The organism is Rahnella selenatireducens, assembly GCF_046449555.1.
Lineage (GTDB): Bacteria > Pseudomonadota > Gammaproteobacteria > Enterobacterales > Enterobacteriaceae > Rahnella > Rahnella selenatireducens.
The window spans coordinates 163,694-177,685 of sequence record NZ_JBKEZJ010000008.1 but is presented as its reverse complement, the minus strand read 5'-3'; the positions used below and the strand labels follow the sequence as shown (position 1 = coordinate 177,685).

Annotated in this window: 13 protein-coding genes; 3 read left to right on the top strand and 10 right to left on the bottom strand. The window is 56.2% G+C overall.

Annotated elements, in window-relative coordinates:
- Nucleotides 1–14: 14 nt before the first annotated feature.
- Nucleotides 15–704: a fumarylacetoacetate hydrolase family protein gene (locus ACLBVC_RS15040; RefSeq protein WP_410150290.1), complete on the bottom strand. Its 690-nt coding sequence runs from the start codon at nucleotides 702–704 to the stop codon at nucleotides 15–17.
- Between the two features lie 92 nt (nucleotides 705–796).
- A complete protein-coding gene (locus ACLBVC_RS15035) occupies nucleotides 797–1,591 on the bottom strand; it encodes an SDR family NAD(P)-dependent oxidoreductase (protein WP_410150289.1) in 795 nt (264 codons plus the stop codon).
- A 114-nt stretch (nucleotides 1,592–1,705) separates the two neighbouring features.
- On the opposite strand from ACLBVC_RS15035, the gene ACLBVC_RS15030 reads away from it, so the two are divergent.
- Nucleotides 1,706–2,158 (top strand): winged helix-turn-helix transcriptional regulator, encoded by a 453-nt coding sequence (locus ACLBVC_RS15030; RefSeq protein WP_410150288.1) that lies wholly within the window; start codon nucleotides 1,706–1,708, stop codon nucleotides 2,156–2,158.
- A 134-nt stretch (nucleotides 2,159–2,292) separates the two neighbouring features.
- On the opposite strand, the gene ACLBVC_RS15025 is transcribed toward ACLBVC_RS15030, so the two are convergent.
- From ACLBVC_RS15025 to ACLBVC_RS15005, 5 genes are read right to left on the bottom strand one after another with little or no spacing between them, the layout of a single operon-like run.
- Nucleotides 2,293–4,320 carry a CocE/NonD family hydrolase gene (locus ACLBVC_RS15025; RefSeq protein WP_410150287.1) on the bottom strand — a complete coding sequence of 676 codons (2,028 nt, stop codon included), beginning with the start codon at nucleotides 4,318–4,320 and terminating at the stop codon, nucleotides 2,293–2,295.
- The gene (locus ACLBVC_RS15020) at nucleotides 4,317–5,960 is read right to left on the bottom strand and encodes an ABC transporter ATP-binding protein (protein ID WP_410150286.1); all 1,644 of its coding nucleotides are present in this window, start codon (nucleotides 5,958–5,960) and stop codon (nucleotides 4,317–4,319) included. The genes ACLBVC_RS15025 and ACLBVC_RS15020 overlap by 4 nt, the downstream gene beginning before the upstream one ends.
- Nucleotides 5,957–6,784 (bottom strand): ABC transporter permease, encoded by an 828-nt coding sequence (locus ACLBVC_RS15015; protein WP_195823002.1) that lies wholly within the window; start codon nucleotides 6,782–6,784, stop codon nucleotides 5,957–5,959. The genes ACLBVC_RS15020 and ACLBVC_RS15015 overlap by 4 nt, the downstream gene beginning before the upstream one ends.
- 12 nt (nucleotides 6,785–6,796) lie before the next feature.
- The gene (locus ACLBVC_RS15010; protein ID WP_410150285.1) at nucleotides 6,797–7,744 is read right to left on the bottom strand and encodes an ABC transporter permease; all 948 of its coding nucleotides are present in this window, start codon (nucleotides 7,742–7,744) and stop codon (nucleotides 6,797–6,799) included.
- Complete coding sequence (locus ACLBVC_RS15005) at nucleotides 7,744–9,327, bottom strand: ABC transporter substrate-binding protein (protein WP_410150284.1); 1,584 nt, start codon at nucleotides 9,325–9,327, stop codon at nucleotides 7,744–7,746. Before ACLBVC_RS15005 ends, ACLBVC_RS15010 begins: the two co-directional genes overlap by 1 nt.
- 218 nt (nucleotides 9,328–9,545) lie before the next feature.
- On the opposite strand from ACLBVC_RS15005, the gene ACLBVC_RS15000 reads away from it, so the two are divergent.
- A complete protein-coding gene (locus ACLBVC_RS15000; RefSeq protein ID WP_195814541.1) occupies nucleotides 9,546–9,827 on the top strand; it encodes a CBU_0592 family membrane protein in 282 nt (93 codons plus the stop codon).
- A gap of 118 nt (nucleotides 9,828–9,945) precedes the next feature.
- Here the strand turns inward: ACLBVC_RS15000 and ACLBVC_RS14995 are convergent, their stop codons facing one another.
- Nucleotides 9,946–10,836 carry a LysR substrate-binding domain-containing protein gene (locus ACLBVC_RS14995; protein ID WP_410150283.1) on the bottom strand — a complete coding sequence of 297 codons (891 nt, stop codon included), beginning with the start codon at nucleotides 10,834–10,836 and terminating at the stop codon, nucleotides 9,946–9,948.
- 24 nt (nucleotides 10,837–10,860) lie between these two features.
- Nucleotides 10,861–12,279 carry an aminotransferase-like domain-containing protein gene (locus ACLBVC_RS14990; RefSeq protein WP_410150282.1) on the bottom strand — a complete coding sequence of 473 codons (1,419 nt, stop codon included), beginning with the start codon at nucleotides 12,277–12,279 and terminating at the stop codon, nucleotides 10,861–10,863.
- Between the two features lie 168 nt (nucleotides 12,280–12,447).
- Between ACLBVC_RS14990 and ACLBVC_RS14985 the strand changes: the two genes are divergently transcribed.
- The gene (locus tag ACLBVC_RS14985; RefSeq protein ID WP_410150281.1) at nucleotides 12,448–12,711 is read left to right on the top strand and encodes a DUF1127 domain-containing protein; all 264 of its coding nucleotides are present in this window, start codon (nucleotides 12,448–12,450) and stop codon (nucleotides 12,709–12,711) included.
- Between the two features lie 65 nt (nucleotides 12,712–12,776).
- Here ACLBVC_RS14985 and ACLBVC_RS14980 read toward each other — a convergent pair whose 3' ends face one another.
- Complete coding sequence (locus ACLBVC_RS14980; protein ID WP_410150280.1) at nucleotides 12,777–13,931, bottom strand: iron-containing alcohol dehydrogenase; 1,155 nt, start codon at nucleotides 13,929–13,931, stop codon at nucleotides 12,777–12,779.
- Between the last annotated feature and the right edge of the window lie 61 nt (nucleotides 13,932–13,992).

Below are 13,992 nucleotides of genomic sequence, written 5' to 3'. Positions count from 1 at the left end.
AGCAGGATTAACGCTTAAACGATAGTAAAGCTGAATTCGCTCAGCCCTTCGATCCCGCCGGTGATCACATCACCGCGCACGACCGGACCGACGCCCGCAGGCGTACCGGTGTAAATCAGGTCACCGGGCTTAAGCTCAACGGCCTGTGACAGATAACTGATCACATCCGCGACCTGCCAGATCTGATCACTCAAATCGCCGCGCTGACGTTTTTCGCCGTTCACATCCAGCCAGATTTTACCGGTGGCAGGATGTCCGGTCTGGCTGACCGGCAGCAACGGGTTCGCCGGTGCGGAATCATCAAAACCTTTGGCGAAATCCCACGGACGGCCCAGTTTTTTCGCCTGCGCCTGAATATCACGACGGGTTAAATCCACGCCTACGGAATAGCCCCAGACGTGAGAAAGCGCGTCTTCGGCTGCAATATTTTTCCCGCCTTTTGCCAGCGCCACCACCAGCTCCACTTCATAATGCAAATCTTCGGTCAGCGTCGGATAGGGTACATTTCCGCTGGCCGGGATCACCGCGTCTGCCGGTTTCGCGAAGAAGAATGGCGGCTCGCGATCAGGGTCATGACCCATTTCGCGGGCGTGCTCAGAATAGTTACGACCAACGCAATACACGCGGCGTAAAGGAAAACGCGCACTCTGGCCTTCAACGGCCAGAGAAGGCGTTTTGGGTACGGCAATTACAAATTCGGTCATCGTATTCACTTCACAAAGTTAACGTATTTTCATATTTGCAAAGCGAACACCTGTTGACCAGCAAATTGTTGTTACTGATCAATGTCGGACGGTCAGGATTTGTAACGCGGTGCCGGATGTGACTGGCTGAACACCGGCACCATTACGCTGCGGCGCGCTTCGAAATCAATCCATTGCTGTTCATCCTGCAACGGAGGAATGGTGATTTTTTCTTTGCGGTCAAAGCCCAGCAGTGCGGCATCAACCAGTTCACCGACTTCCATCACGCCTGAAATCTCGTCGATATTCTTGCCGGAGCGTTCCCAGATTTCAGTGCGCGTTGCGGCGGGCAACACGGCTTGTACGTACAAACCGCGTTCTTCCAGTTCGAATTGCAATGTCTGGCTGAAGGTCAGCACGAAAGCTTTTGTTGCGGAATAGACCGCCGCGCGGGCTTCCGGCATCAGCGCCATCACCGAGGCGATATTGATAATCGCGCCGTCTTTGTGTTTCAGCAGGCCTTCCAGCGCCACGCGGGAAAGGCGTGCCACAGACGTGACGTTCAGGGTAATCAGGTTTTCAATGGCATCGGCATCGCTGTTCTCGAAGCCGCCTTTCAGCGAAGCCCCGGCGTTGTTGATCAGCAGTGTAATTTGCGGGTTTGCGCGGATGAAATCTTCGACGCGAACCAGATCCTCAGAACGGGTCAGGTCAGCGGGCAAAACGGTCACGTTTGTGCGGTACTCCTGTTGCAGACGCTCTGCCAGGGCATCCAGTCGTGCAACGTCGCGCGCCACCAGAATCAGGTCATAACCACGTTTTGCCAGACGGTCAGCATAAGTCGCGCCGATACCGCTGGATGCGCCGGTGATTAAAGCGACGGAGTGTGAAACTTTTGAATCAAACATGGCAGAACCTCTCAGGAATATGAATGTGGTTTAATTATGAAACCAGATGATTTTTAGCACCGGCGGTTTTATAATGCAACCAGATTTTGTAAATCGCCCTGAGCAGGAAGTGCCATGAAACGAACCCGACTGGAAAACACGCCATGCCCGGCAGGCCGAGCGCTGGATTTGATAGGTGACTGGTGGACGCTGCTGATTGTCCGTGATGCGATGCACGGTGTTTCGCGGTTCAGCGAATTCCAGCGCAGCCTGGGCGCGGCGAAAAACATTCTCAGCACCCGGCTCAAGGCACTGGTAGCCGAAGGCATCATGAAAGTGGAACCCGCCGCCGATGGTTCGGCGTATCAGGAATATGTCCTGACAGAAAAAGGCCACGCGCTGCGCCCTGTGCTGATCGCATTAGGGCAGTGGGGAAGTGAATACCTGTTCGAAGAAGGCGAAGCCTGCACCCTGATGGTCGACACCAAAAACCGCCAGCCCCTGCGCAAGATCGAACTGCGCGCACAGGACGGGCGGATCCTGGAAGATAACGAAATTACAGTGATACTTCCCCAAATCCCACACTGATTAATTTTTTGAGAAAGCCAACTGGCGAATTCAAAAATGGCCAAAAAATCCCACTGGCGCGCGGCGAAAGGCGCTCCTTAAGGCCGGTGTGGGTGGCAACCCACGGTTTGACCTGGAATTGCCAACCCCAACCGCTACCGCGCAATCCTCTCATGCCAGTACTTCGTAAACTCCTCCTCCCCGTTCAGACTCACCACCATGTCGCCGCTGACAATAAAGTGTGTCAGGTCGCTGCGCAGTTCGAGCGTAATTTCCGCCTCCATCCACCAGCCTTCACGCCCCATTTTCATGGTTTGTGTCAGCAGATAGCGCGCAGAAAGCGGGTCGCTGTTACTGACCGTCAGCTCGCGGCGTAAACCGTGATCGACCGTCGTATCGATATCATCGAAACGGTAAACTCCTTCACCGAATACGCCGCCGACGCCGTGGGTTACGCTGGTCCAGCTGTCAGTCAGGAAATCATAAGTGATGTTGCGGTCGACGCGTCCTGGCGACAGCACGGTCTGTGGAGTGAGCGGGGCGCTTTGCGGTTCGGCGATCGGGCCATCAATGGATACCGGCTGTTCGCAAACTGGCAAACTCAGCTGTGCGCTGTGCAGATCTACCGTCAGCGTCGCGGCTTCTGCCATCGGCCAGATCATCGGCCAGAAGGTGGTTGCCAGCGAGAGCCGCAGGCGATGTCCGGCGGCAAAACGGTGAGCGATGCCATCCAGCTGTACCGGTACTTTAACTTTTTGCCCCGGTACGAGCGGTACAGATTTATCGTGGCCGTGCAGGTGCGCCAGATTCAGCCAGCCGTGCGTGACGCGGTTTACCGCGCCTTCCGGTGAAACGTCGGAAAGGCGCACGTAAAGCATCGCCGCCGGTTTATCACTGCTCAGCTCCACTGTGAATTCCGGGAAACCGAAGATGGACAGCGGCTCCGCCAGCGGTTCGCCGTCAAAGATTTCCGCCATGCCGTCGTCAACGCGCTGATCCGGCGGCATTTCACCGGGCACGCCTGCGCCCATCCATTCCCCGGCCATCAGCCCGTGATTCTGAGGCGTACAAATATTGATGACGCCTGCACCGGCGTCCGGCTGAGTATTCAGCTGGCCGCGCGAAAGCCAGCGGGGCATATAATTAATATTGCTGGCGGTGCCGCGATCAAAACCAACCCATTCGCCTTTGCTGACCGGACGCATCGCCGAAGGCGGCTGGCTGTTCTGCAACCAGGTCTGAATCATCGGGCCTTCCATCGCGCCGTTCTGTTCGCCCTTCAGCCAGTGATCCCACCAGCGAACCGCTTCCTGCAGGAAACCGATCGCCGGTTCCGGCGTACCGTCCTGCGGATAAATATGCGCCCACGGGCCGAGGATAGCGCGGCGCGGAACCTGTAAATTGTCCATCAGGCGGAAAACGGCATTGCTGTAAGCATCCGCCCAGCCGCCAATCGCCAGCACCGGGCATTCAATGGCTGACCAGTCTTCGCACACTGAACCGTGCTGCCAGTATTCGTCGCGCAGCGGATGTTCCATCCACAACGCCGGGAAGAACGGCATGTTTTCCAGACGGTTAAGCCAGTCGCCATACCAGCTTTCGCCGACCAGCGCCGGGTCGGCCGGGCGGCTCTGGTACGCCAGCATAATGCCGCCCCACCAAAGGTTATCGTTAAGCAGGCAGCCGCCTTTGTAATGGATGTCGTCGCGGTAGCGGTCGTCGGTAGAACAGACGGTAATAATGGCTTTCAGGGCTGCTGGACGGCGTGCGGCGACCTGCAATCCATTAAATCCGCCCCAGGATTTGCCCATCATGCCGACGTTACCGCTGCACCAGTTTTGCTGCGTGATCCACTCGATGACTTCCAGCGCGTCGTCCTGTTCCTGTAACAGGTATTCGTCGGCCAGCAATCCGTCGGATTCGCCACTGCCGCGCATGTCCACGCGCACCACGGCGTAACCGTGACCGGCAAAGAAGCCGTGCATCGGCTCGTCACGCGTGCGGGTTCCGTCGCGTTTGCGGTACGGGATGTATTCGAGAATGGCCGGAACCGGCTGGCCTGCAGCGTCGTCCGGCAGCCAGAGGCGGGCGGCGAGGCGCGCGCCATCGCTCAGCGGGATCCACAAATGTTCAGTCACGGTGACGGCGTGAGGGAATTCGGTCACGATGCGTTTGGTGCTCATAAGACTCCTGTCGAAGAAAGGGCTGCCGCAGGAAGCGCGGTGCCGCGCAGGGCGAGAACGTCGTCCAGCCAGTTGGTGCGCATTTCCGGTACCGACGTCAGCAGTTTTTCGGTGTAGCTATGCATTGGCGCGCTGAATACCACGTCGGTATCGCCGCTGGCGACAACCTGGCCCTGATACATGACCGCGACCTGATGGGCGATGCGTTTTACGGTGCCCAGATCGTGTGTGATGAACAGGTATGACAGCCCGAGCTGTTCCTGTAAACGGCGCAGTAAATTCAGTACTTCTTCTGCCACCAGCGGATCGAGCGCGGAGGTAGCTTCGTCACAGATAATCAGTTCCGGCTGCGCAGCCAGCGCACGGGCGATACAGACGCGCTGTTTCTGCCCGCCGGAGAGTTCGCCGGGACGACGGTCAATCAGTTTCACCGGCAGCTCGGTCAGGCGCAGTAACTCTTCCACGCGTTCGCGAACCTGCTTTTTGTTCATCCTGAAATAGAAGCTCAGCGGGCGGCCAATGATATCCAGCAGCGTCTGGCGCGGATTGAGCGCCACGTCGGGAAGCTGATAAATCATCTGCATCCGGCGCAGGGTTTCTTTGTTGCGCTTCTGGTAATTGTGCGAAAGCGCCATGCTGTCGAAGTCCACCGAGCCCTCGGTGTCCGGTAACAGGCCGACCAGTGCCCGCGCCAGCGTACTTTTTCCGCTGCCGGATTCACCGATAATCGCCAGCGTTTTGCCGCGCGGGAGTTGCAGACTGACATCATGCACCACGCGTTTGCCGTTATAACCGGTGCTGAGTTTCTTCATGGTCAGCAGCGGCTGGCCGGAAGATTCATGGCCACCGGTCAGCGGCGCCAGCGCGTGTTCACGCTCCGCGACCAGCCTGCGGGTGTAATCCTGCTGCGGATTTTCCAGAATGGTTTGCGTGCTGCCGGTTTCCACTTCTTTGCCGTGACGCAGCACCATAATTCGGTCGGCGAGCTGCGCGACAACGGCGAGATCGTGCGTGATGTACAGCGCGGCGGTGTTGAACTCACGCACCAGTTTGCGCAGCATCACCAGCACTTCAATTTGCGTGGTGACGTCCAGCGCCGTGGTCGGTTCGTCCATGATCAGCAAATCCGGTTTACAGGACATCGCCATCGCGGCCATTGCGCGCTGAAGCTGTCCGCCGGAAAGCTGATGCGGATAACGCCTGCCGATGTTTTCCGGATCCGGCAAATCCAGTGAGCGGAACAGCGAAATCGCCCACTGGCGGCTTTCTTCTTTGTTCATCAGACCGTGGCGGATCGGGCCTTCGCAAACCTGTTTTTCGATGGTCAGCGCCGGGTTAAACGAGGCGGCGGCGCTTTGTGCGACATAGGCCACGCGCTTGCCACGCCATTCGCGCTTAACGCGCGAAGGCTGAGAAACGATATCGGTGCCGTCAAGGATCACTTCGCCGCCCGCAATCCGGCAGCCCTGACGCGCATAGCCCAGCGCCGCCAGCCCGAGGGTGGATTTCCCCGCACCGGATTCGCCAATCAGCCCGAGCACTTCGCCCGCCGCCAGCGTCAGGGAAATATCCTGAACCAGCGGAGAACCGTCGAGAGTTTCGATGCGCAGGCTGCGCATTTCTAAAATAGTCCGTGTCATGCTTCATCTCCATGCGGCAGGCTGTTACGTGCCAGCAGCCAGTCAACCACCAGATTGACGCCAATGGTCAGCAGCGCAATCGCCGCCGCCGGGTAAAGGGGCGCAAACTGGCCGAAGTTAATCGCCTGCGCGTTATCACGCACCATGCTTCCCCAGTCGGCGTACGGCGGCTGAATGCCCAAGCCTAAGAAACTCAGGCCCGCGATAAACAGGAACGTGAAGCAGAAACGCATACCGAATTCGGCAAGCAACGGCGGCAGGGCGTTTGGCAGAATTTCCCTGAAAAGCACCCAGCGCAGGCCTTCGCCGCGCAGACGCGCTGCTTCGACATATTCCTGGCAGACAATCGCCTGCGCCACCAGCCGCGCCAGACGGAACACCCGGGTGGCGTCGAGCAGGGCGATTGTCAGCACCAGAACCGGAATCGAGGTGCCCATTACGGACAATACGATCAGCGCGAAAATCAGTACCGGAATCGACATCACGGTATCGACGATGCGCGAAAGCACGGTATCCACCCATTTGCCGTAAATCGCGGCGGTAAAACCGGTGACGATCCCGATAATAAACGAGCTGAAGGTGATGGTCAGGGCGATGGCAATTGTCGTGCGCGCGCCAAATAAAATGCGCGAAAGCATGTCGCGCCCGAGGCTGTCGGTGCCAAACGGCGTGGCGGCAGACGGCAGCAGCCAGATATCGCCGACCTGTTCGGTTTCGCTGTGCGGCGCAAGCCACGGCGCGAAAATGGCGGCGAAGAGATTCACCGCAATAATCACAATGCCAATCCAGGCCGACAGCGGGATGTTAATGAAATACCGGTTCATGCTGTCCCTCTTTTAGCGCGCATGGCGCAGGCGTGGATTACACCAGATCGCCAGTAAATCGGCGGTGGTATTAAGAAAAATGTAGGTGCCGCCAAACAGCAGACCGCAGGCCTGAACCACCGGAAGGTCGCGCTTGGTGACGGCGTCCACCATGTACTGGCCAATACCCGGATAAACAAACACCACTTCCACCAGAATGACGCCGACCACCAGATACGCCAGATTGAATGCCACGACGTTGATGATCGGCGCAAGGGCGTTTGGCAGCGCGTGCGAGACCACAATACGCCAGCGCGGAATGCCTTTGAGTACTGCGCTTTCGATGTACGGGCTGGACATCACCGCCGTCACCGACGCACGCGTCATGCGCAACATATGTGCCAGCACGACCAGCGTCAGGGTGAGCATCGGCAGGGTGCAGACGTAGAGCCGGTCAAAGAACGAGGACGAACTGTCCACCATCGCGAGACTCGGGAACCACGTCAGGCGGATAGCAAAGGCGATCACCAGAATGTAGCCGACGAAAAACTCCGGCACGGAAATGCTGATGAGCGTGAGGGTATTTGCCAGCCGGTCGAACACGGAACCACGCCAGATGGCGGACGCAATCCCTAAACCGACCGCCAGCGGAATAGCGATCACGGCGGCGTATCCGGCCAGAAACAGCGTATTTGCCAGACGTGGCAACAGCTCGTCGCTGATTGCGCGGCCATTGGCCAGCGAATGCCCGAGATCCCCGTGCATAATGCCTGCCAGCCAGTGCAGATAACGCAGCACCGAGGGTTCATCCAGCCCCAGTTGCAGACGCAGTGCCGCCACAGTTTCCGGCGTCGCGCTTTGTCCTAAAATCGCGGTAGCGACGTCGCCGGGCAGCATTTCTGTGCCGATAAATATCAGCACAGAGACCAGCCACAGCGTGATAATGCCCAACAGGACCCGCTGTAAAATCCGTTTTTTCATCATGCCTCCAGCCAGACGCGCTCGGCCAGACGACCACCCATGAAGTTGAACATCGGATGCGGTTTAATCCCGCCGACTTTTTTACTGGCGGCATCAAGATAATCACCAAACAACGGGATCATCGCGCCGCCGTTGTCGCGCACGATGCTTTGAAGCTCGCCGTAGATTTCCGCGCGCTTGCTTTCATCGAGCAGCGAACGCGCCTGAAGCAGCAGGGCGTCGAACTTTTCATCTTTCCAGTGCGTGTCGTTCCACTTGGCGGTGGACTGGTACGCGGTAGAAAACATCTGGTCAGCCGTCGGGCGTCCGCCCCAGTAACCCATGCTGAACGGCGCTTTCATCCATACGTCGTCCCAGTAACTGTCGGCGGGCTGGCGCTTGATGTTGACCTGAATGCCGCCTTTCTGCGCCTGACTCTGGAACAATGCGGCGGCGTCGAGCGCCCCGGCAAAGGCGGCATCAGACGAGGACAGCTCGATTTTCAGGTCGGTTAATCCGGCTTTTTTCAGGTAGAACTTTGATTTGTCGGGATCGTAAACACGCTGCTCGAGGCTGTGGTTGAAGAAACGGTCGGTTTTCGGGATCGGGTGATCGTTGCCCAGCGAGCCGTAGCCGCGCAGCACGGTATCGAGAATTTTCTGGCGGTCGATGCCGTGTTTAATCGCCATGCGCACGTCGTTGTTGTTATACGGCGCGACGCTGCAATCCATCAGGAACGTAAAGTGCTGGCCGCCGGAAGAACGGATGATGTTCAGGGCCGGGCTGCGTTTGAGGAAATCGACGGTTTTGAAATCGACGCGGTTAATCGCGTGAACCTGACCGGAAATCAGGGCGTTGGTGCGCGCGGTCGGATCGTTGATCACCAGCACTTCCACAGCGTCAACAAAGGCGCGATCCGGTTTCCAGTAATTCGGGTTACGTTTGAACAGCGAGCGCACGCCCGGTTCGTACTGATCGAAGATAAAACCGCCGGTACCAATCGGGTGCGACCAGTCGGTGAAGCCCGCGGGCACGACCACCAGATGGTAATCCGCCAGCAGGTACGGCAGGTCTGCGTTGCCGCTGTCGAGCGTAATCAGAATCTGGTTTTCGCCCTGTTTGGTCAGGCCGGTAATCGGTGCCAGCTGCGTTTTGATGGCGCTTTTGGATTTGTCGCCGCGGTGCAGGTTGATGGAGTAAAGAATATCGTCGGCGTCCAGCTTTTTGCCGTTGTGGAAGGTGACGCCATCACGGACGGTAAACACCCATTCGGCTGCGCCCGGTTTGGCTTCCCACGCGGAGAACAGTTCAGGCGTGGCTTTGTTATTTTCATCAATTTCAATCAGGCCGTTCATCAGCATATATGCCTGGTTGAGCGGCACCCAGTCGCTGAATAACGTCGGGTCGAGCGTATCACTGGTATTTCCGCCTGACATACCCAGTTTTAATATTCCGCCCTTTTTCGGTTCAGCAGCGGAAACAGAGAAAGGTGAGAAGCCCATGGCACTGGTAATACCCACAGCGGAAGCGCTGGTAATAAAGCCGCGACGGCTAAGTTGTGCATCCTGCATTAATTTCGTCAAAGGGGAATTATTATCTTTCATTAATTTTCTCCATAGTACGTGCTGGAATTTTATAGGTGCAGGCGAAATACTCCGGGTGTTTCAAAGGGGCGAAATGAATTGCCCTGATGATTTATATCAAAACCCCCTGCGGAACTTGCATGAGAATTTATCATGAGGGTATGCGAAAAATGCGCGGCAGAACACCCTGAAAAGCTTTATTTTTCTGAGCTATCAATGTCTGGAAAGGGAAGTGACCGGTGGAACTGCATACGGTTGTCGGCTTAATTGGCGTGTTTTGCTACCTTCTGGCTTATGCGCTGGTTCAGATGCGCAGGCTAGCGGTTGATGCTAACAGTTACGCCTATCTTAATATAATCGGCGGTGTATTTGGCCTGTATTCTTTAAGCCATGATTTTAACCTTGCATCTTGTATTTCGCAGTCATGCTGGCTGCTGTTTACATTACTGGGTATGAATTCGGCGAGAAAACGCAGAATTCTGGAGAAAAATAAAATCCCACCGGCAGATGTCAATTCATAATATTTTATTATGACGTCAGATTATTATTATTTTTTATAAATAGTGTGACGGCACTCTCGTCACTTCTGCTAAATATTGATTGCCAGACCGGATATCTGAAATCTGGCAATACTCTTTTCTAGGGCTGTTTCAGCCAGTTAATGACTTTGTGTACGATGGGCTTCAGGTATCTGTCCTGCGGCGTCAGCATGTAGCATTTTCCGGCTGCGGCCAGTTTACCCGGGTGCGCGGCGACCAGCTCTCCGCTGTTGATGTAATCCTGCACCAGACCTTCCCAGCCCAGAAGAATGCCATCGCCCAGCACCGCCGACTGCACCAGAAACGGGTAGTTGTTGGCGCGCCATGTCCGGCGCGGGGTGACGAAAGTGACATCCTGTGAGGCGAACCAGTCGCGCCAGCCGGTCCATTCCCGCTGCGGATCATCCTGAATCAGCAGGGTTTGTTCCAGCAAATCCGCCGCACTGGCACGGGCGGGCAAACGGCTGAAAAATTCCGGCGAGCACATCGGATAACAGACTTCATCAAACAGCGCCTGCACGTGATAGCCGGGCGGTGGCTCGCGAAGATAGAAAATAGCCAGATCAAATTCTGATGACTTGAGCTCTGAAAAGCTGTCGGAAATTTTCATCTGGATTTGCAGATCAGGCATCAGCTGGCGCAAAGAAGACAGGCGTGATGACAGCCACAGGCCGCTCATGGCGCTGGTACAGGCCAGCGTCACCTGCGGCAAACCGTTCCAGCCCATGACTTCGGCCGTCGAAAGCGAGATGTCACCGAGCAGTTTTCTTACCTGATGCGCGTAAGTTTCACCGCGCGGTGTGAGCGTGGTTTTACGCTGCGCCCGCTGGAAAAGTTTGCAGCCGAGCATTTCCTCAAGCTGAATAATCTGGCGACTGATGGCGCTTTGCGTGAGGTTAAGCTCGTCGGCCGCACGGGAAAAACTGCAATAACGCGCCACACATTCGAAGGCCACCAGGGTGTTGAGCGGCGGTAACGGTTCTATCTGCACAGTGAGGAGTTCTCCGGGATGCGTTTAGCAGCTTTCCAGCATGTGTGAAACCATCTGCCCGACCTGCTGAACGGCGCGTTCAGTTTTGGCCGCCAGAGGCTGAGCATAGTTAATGCGCAGGCAGTTGCGGTACTTCCCTGAGGCGGAAAATATCGACCCGATCGCAATTTGCACAAAATGTTCTTCCAGCAGCCGGTTCAGGCGCTGCGTATCCACGCGTTCGTCCAGTTCAATCCACAGCAGAAATCCGCCCTGAGGACGGCTGACCCGCGTGCCGCACGGGAAATATTTCATCACCCAGTCGGTCATGGTGCACAAATTGCGCTGGTACTGATTACGCATTCTGCGCATGTGCTGAAGGTAATGACCTTGTTTGATGAAATCCGCGATGGCGATTTGCGGCAACGTCGCCGATGCGCCGGTGGTGATGTATTTCATGTGCAGTGCGCGGTCGTGATAACGGCCCGGTGCAATCCAGCCAACGCGTAAACCGGGTGCCAGCGTTTTAGAAAAAGAACTGCAAAGCAATACGCGGCCGTCGTCGTCGAATGAGGTAATGGTCGCCGGACGCGGATACTGATACGCCAGTTCGCCGTATACATCGTCCTCGATAATGGCGATATCGTAACGCTGTGCCAGACGCAGCAGCGATTTCTTGCGGTCATCCGGCATGTTGTAGCCGAGCGGATTGTTGCAGTTAGGTGTGAGCTGGATGGCTTTGATGGGCCACTGTTCCAGCGCCATTTCCAGTGCTTCCAGGCTGATGCCGGTGACCGGGTCAGTCGGAATTTCCAGTGCCTTCATGCCAAAACCTTTCAGGGTTTGCATCGCGCCGTGAAAACTCGGGGAATCTACCGCCACAATATCGCCGTGTTCGCAAACGGAACGGATGGCGATAGACAGGGCTTCGTGACAACCGGTGGTAATCAATATATTGCTGGCATCCATATGGCTGCCGCTGTCTATCATCAGGCGTGCAATCTGTTCGCGCAGATCTTCAGAACCGTAAATGCTGTCGTAATGAAATGCGTTGAGGTTCTGATGCTGCCCGGCGCGGCCCATCAGGCGGCTGAGCGGTTTGAGCGTGGCGGCCGTGACATCCGGTGAGCCACGCCCCAGCTGAATAAAACCGGGAAGGTGCGGCGAGGTGATCAGTTCCAGAACCTGATCCCACTGGGAAATTTCCACCGGACGCTGCGTCGGGCGGCACCCGCTCGGCAGCGCTGCCTGCAGGCGGGCTTCTTTAACGAAGTAACCGGATTTTGGCCGTGCTTCCACCAGCTGTTTTTCTTCCAGTACGCGATAGGCCTGCTGAACGGTGCTGACGCTGACGCCGTGCTCGCTGCTTAAGATGCGCACTGAAGGCAGGCGGATCCCTGCCGGGTACAGCCCCTGTTCAATGCGTTCACTCAGTACATTCGCCAGATTTTCGTAACGGTTCATTTTCATTCCCTCAACGTCTGCGCAATAAGAGCAGTACAGATGCGTTTAATCTAACGCTGAATCTGTCATCGGATCCAGATCTGTATGGTTGAAATATAAAAAAACTGAATCTGTAATGTTTTTGCCGGATGTTAGATCCTGATCACAGGTCGTTAACAGGAGCAGAAAATGAAAAATACCATTGAAGAACGGCAGTTTGCCGCGTGTGAGTCAGTGCGTTGTGCCGATATTGTTGCACCGGTACAGATGCCGGTTAAGCAGGGCGGATGGGTAAAACAGGTGTTCAGTGTTTTACATGCCTGGAATGAGCGCCGCGTCAGTCGCAAACTTCTGCATGCGCTGAGCACGGAGCAACTGAAAGATATCGGGCTGGCAAGATCGGATATCGATAAAGAATATCCACGCAGCGTCTGGCCGAACTGGCCGAAATAAATGAGACGTTATAAAAAAGGGGAAACGGTGTCGCGTTTCCCCTTCGATTTCTTCAGCAGTGACTTTTAGTAGCTCAGGCTGAGAATACGGCGGGCAGCCACCAGATCAATATCTTTGTGTTCGCCCATCGGCAACAGGTTGAAGCGGGTAAGATTCTCCAGCACTTCTTCAATGACTTTTTCCGGCACGCCGTACGCGCTGATGCGCGTTTTCACCCCCATATCATCAAAGAAATCGCGGGTTTTATCGATGGCCGCGGTGATACGGGTTTCTTCATCACCTTCGGTCAGCCCCCAGACGCGCTCTGCGTATTGCAGCAGTTTGAGGCGTTTGGTTCCGCGTTGTACCTGAAGCAGCGAAGGCAGCAGAACGGCCAGCGTTTCAGCGTGATCCAGATGATACAGTGCGGTCAGCTGGTGGCCGATGCGGTGCGTTGCCCAGTCCTGCGGCACGCCGACGCCAATCAGACCATTCAGTGCCAGCGTTGCCGACCAGGTGACGGTTGAGCGCACATCGTAATTCTCCGGTTCGTTCAGCGCTTTCGGGCCTTCTTCGATAAGCGTCAGCAGCAGGCCCTCGGCAAAACGATCCTGCACTTTGCCGTAGACCGGATACGTCAGGTATTGCTCAATCACATGCACAAAGGCGTCAACCACACCGTTGGACACTTGTTTGACCGGCAGCGTGTAGGTTTTCCGCGGATCCAGCACGGCAAACTGCGGGTAAAGATGCGCGTCGCTGAAACCCATTTTTGCGCCCAGTGCGACGTGAGTGACCACGGCGGTCGGGTTCATTTCTGAACCGGTCGCCGGTAACGTCATGATGCAACCGAGCGGCATGGCTTTTTCCAGCGGCAGGCGTTTCGACCACATATTCCAGACGTCGCCCTCGTACAGCACGGCGGCGGCGATAAATTTGGTGGCATCCACGACAGAACCGCCGCCAACGGCCAGCAGGAAGTCGATTTTTTTCTCTTTAACCAGCTCAACGGCAACCATCAGGGTTTCGAAATGCGGGTTAACCTCAATGCCACCAAATTCGAAAATTTCGCGGTCACCGAGAGCTTTGCGCGCTTCATCAATCGTACCGAATTTTTTCGCGCTGCCGCCGCCGTAGGTAATCAGGACACGGGCGTTGGTGGGAATGTACTGGCCGATATCAGCAATACGCTGTGTACCAAAAAGAACGCGGGTGGGATTGTAGTAATCGAAGTTAAACATAGCAGGAACTCCTTGAACCTCCCCTCAGGGATGAGGGGAGGGGCTTACTGAGAAACGCAGT

Coding starts and splice junctions, on each gene's coding strand:
- ACLBVC_RS15040 (WP_410150290.1), bottom strand. CDS start 704: ATGACCGAATTTGTAATTGCCGTACCCAAAACGCCTTCTCTGGCCGTT.
- ACLBVC_RS15035 (WP_410150289.1), bottom strand. CDS start 1,591: ATGTTTGATTCAAAAGTTTCACACTCCGTCGCTTTAATCACCGGCGCA.
- ACLBVC_RS15030 (WP_410150288.1), top strand. CDS start 1,706: ATGAAACGAACCCGACTGGAAAACACGCCATGCCCGGCAGGCCGAGCG.
- ACLBVC_RS15025 (WP_410150287.1), bottom strand. CDS start 4,320: ATGAGCACCAAACGCATCGTGACCGAATTCCCTCACGCCGTCACCGTG.
- ACLBVC_RS15020 (WP_410150286.1), bottom strand. CDS start 5,960: ATGACACGGACTATTTTAGAAATGCGCAGCCTGCGCATCGAAACTCTC.
- ACLBVC_RS15015 (WP_195823002.1), bottom strand. CDS start 6,784: ATGAACCGGTATTTCATTAACATCCCGCTGTCGGCCTGGATTGGCATT.
- ACLBVC_RS15010 (WP_410150285.1), bottom strand. CDS start 7,744: ATGAAAAAACGGATTTTACAGCGGGTCCTGTTGGGCATTATCACGCTG.
- ACLBVC_RS15005 (WP_410150284.1), bottom strand. CDS start 9,327: ATGAAAGATAATAATTCCCCTTTGACGAAATTAATGCAGGATGCACAA.
- ACLBVC_RS14990 (WP_410150282.1), bottom strand. CDS start 12,279: ATGAACCGTTACGAAAATCTGGCGAATGTACTGAGTGAACGCATTGAA.
- ACLBVC_RS14985 (WP_410150281.1), top strand. CDS start 12,448: ATGAAAAATACCATTGAAGAACGGCAGTTTGCCGCGTGTGAGTCAGTG.
- ACLBVC_RS14980 (WP_410150280.1), bottom strand. CDS start 13,931: ATGTTTAACTTCGATTACTACAATCCCACCCGCGTTCTTTTTGGTACA.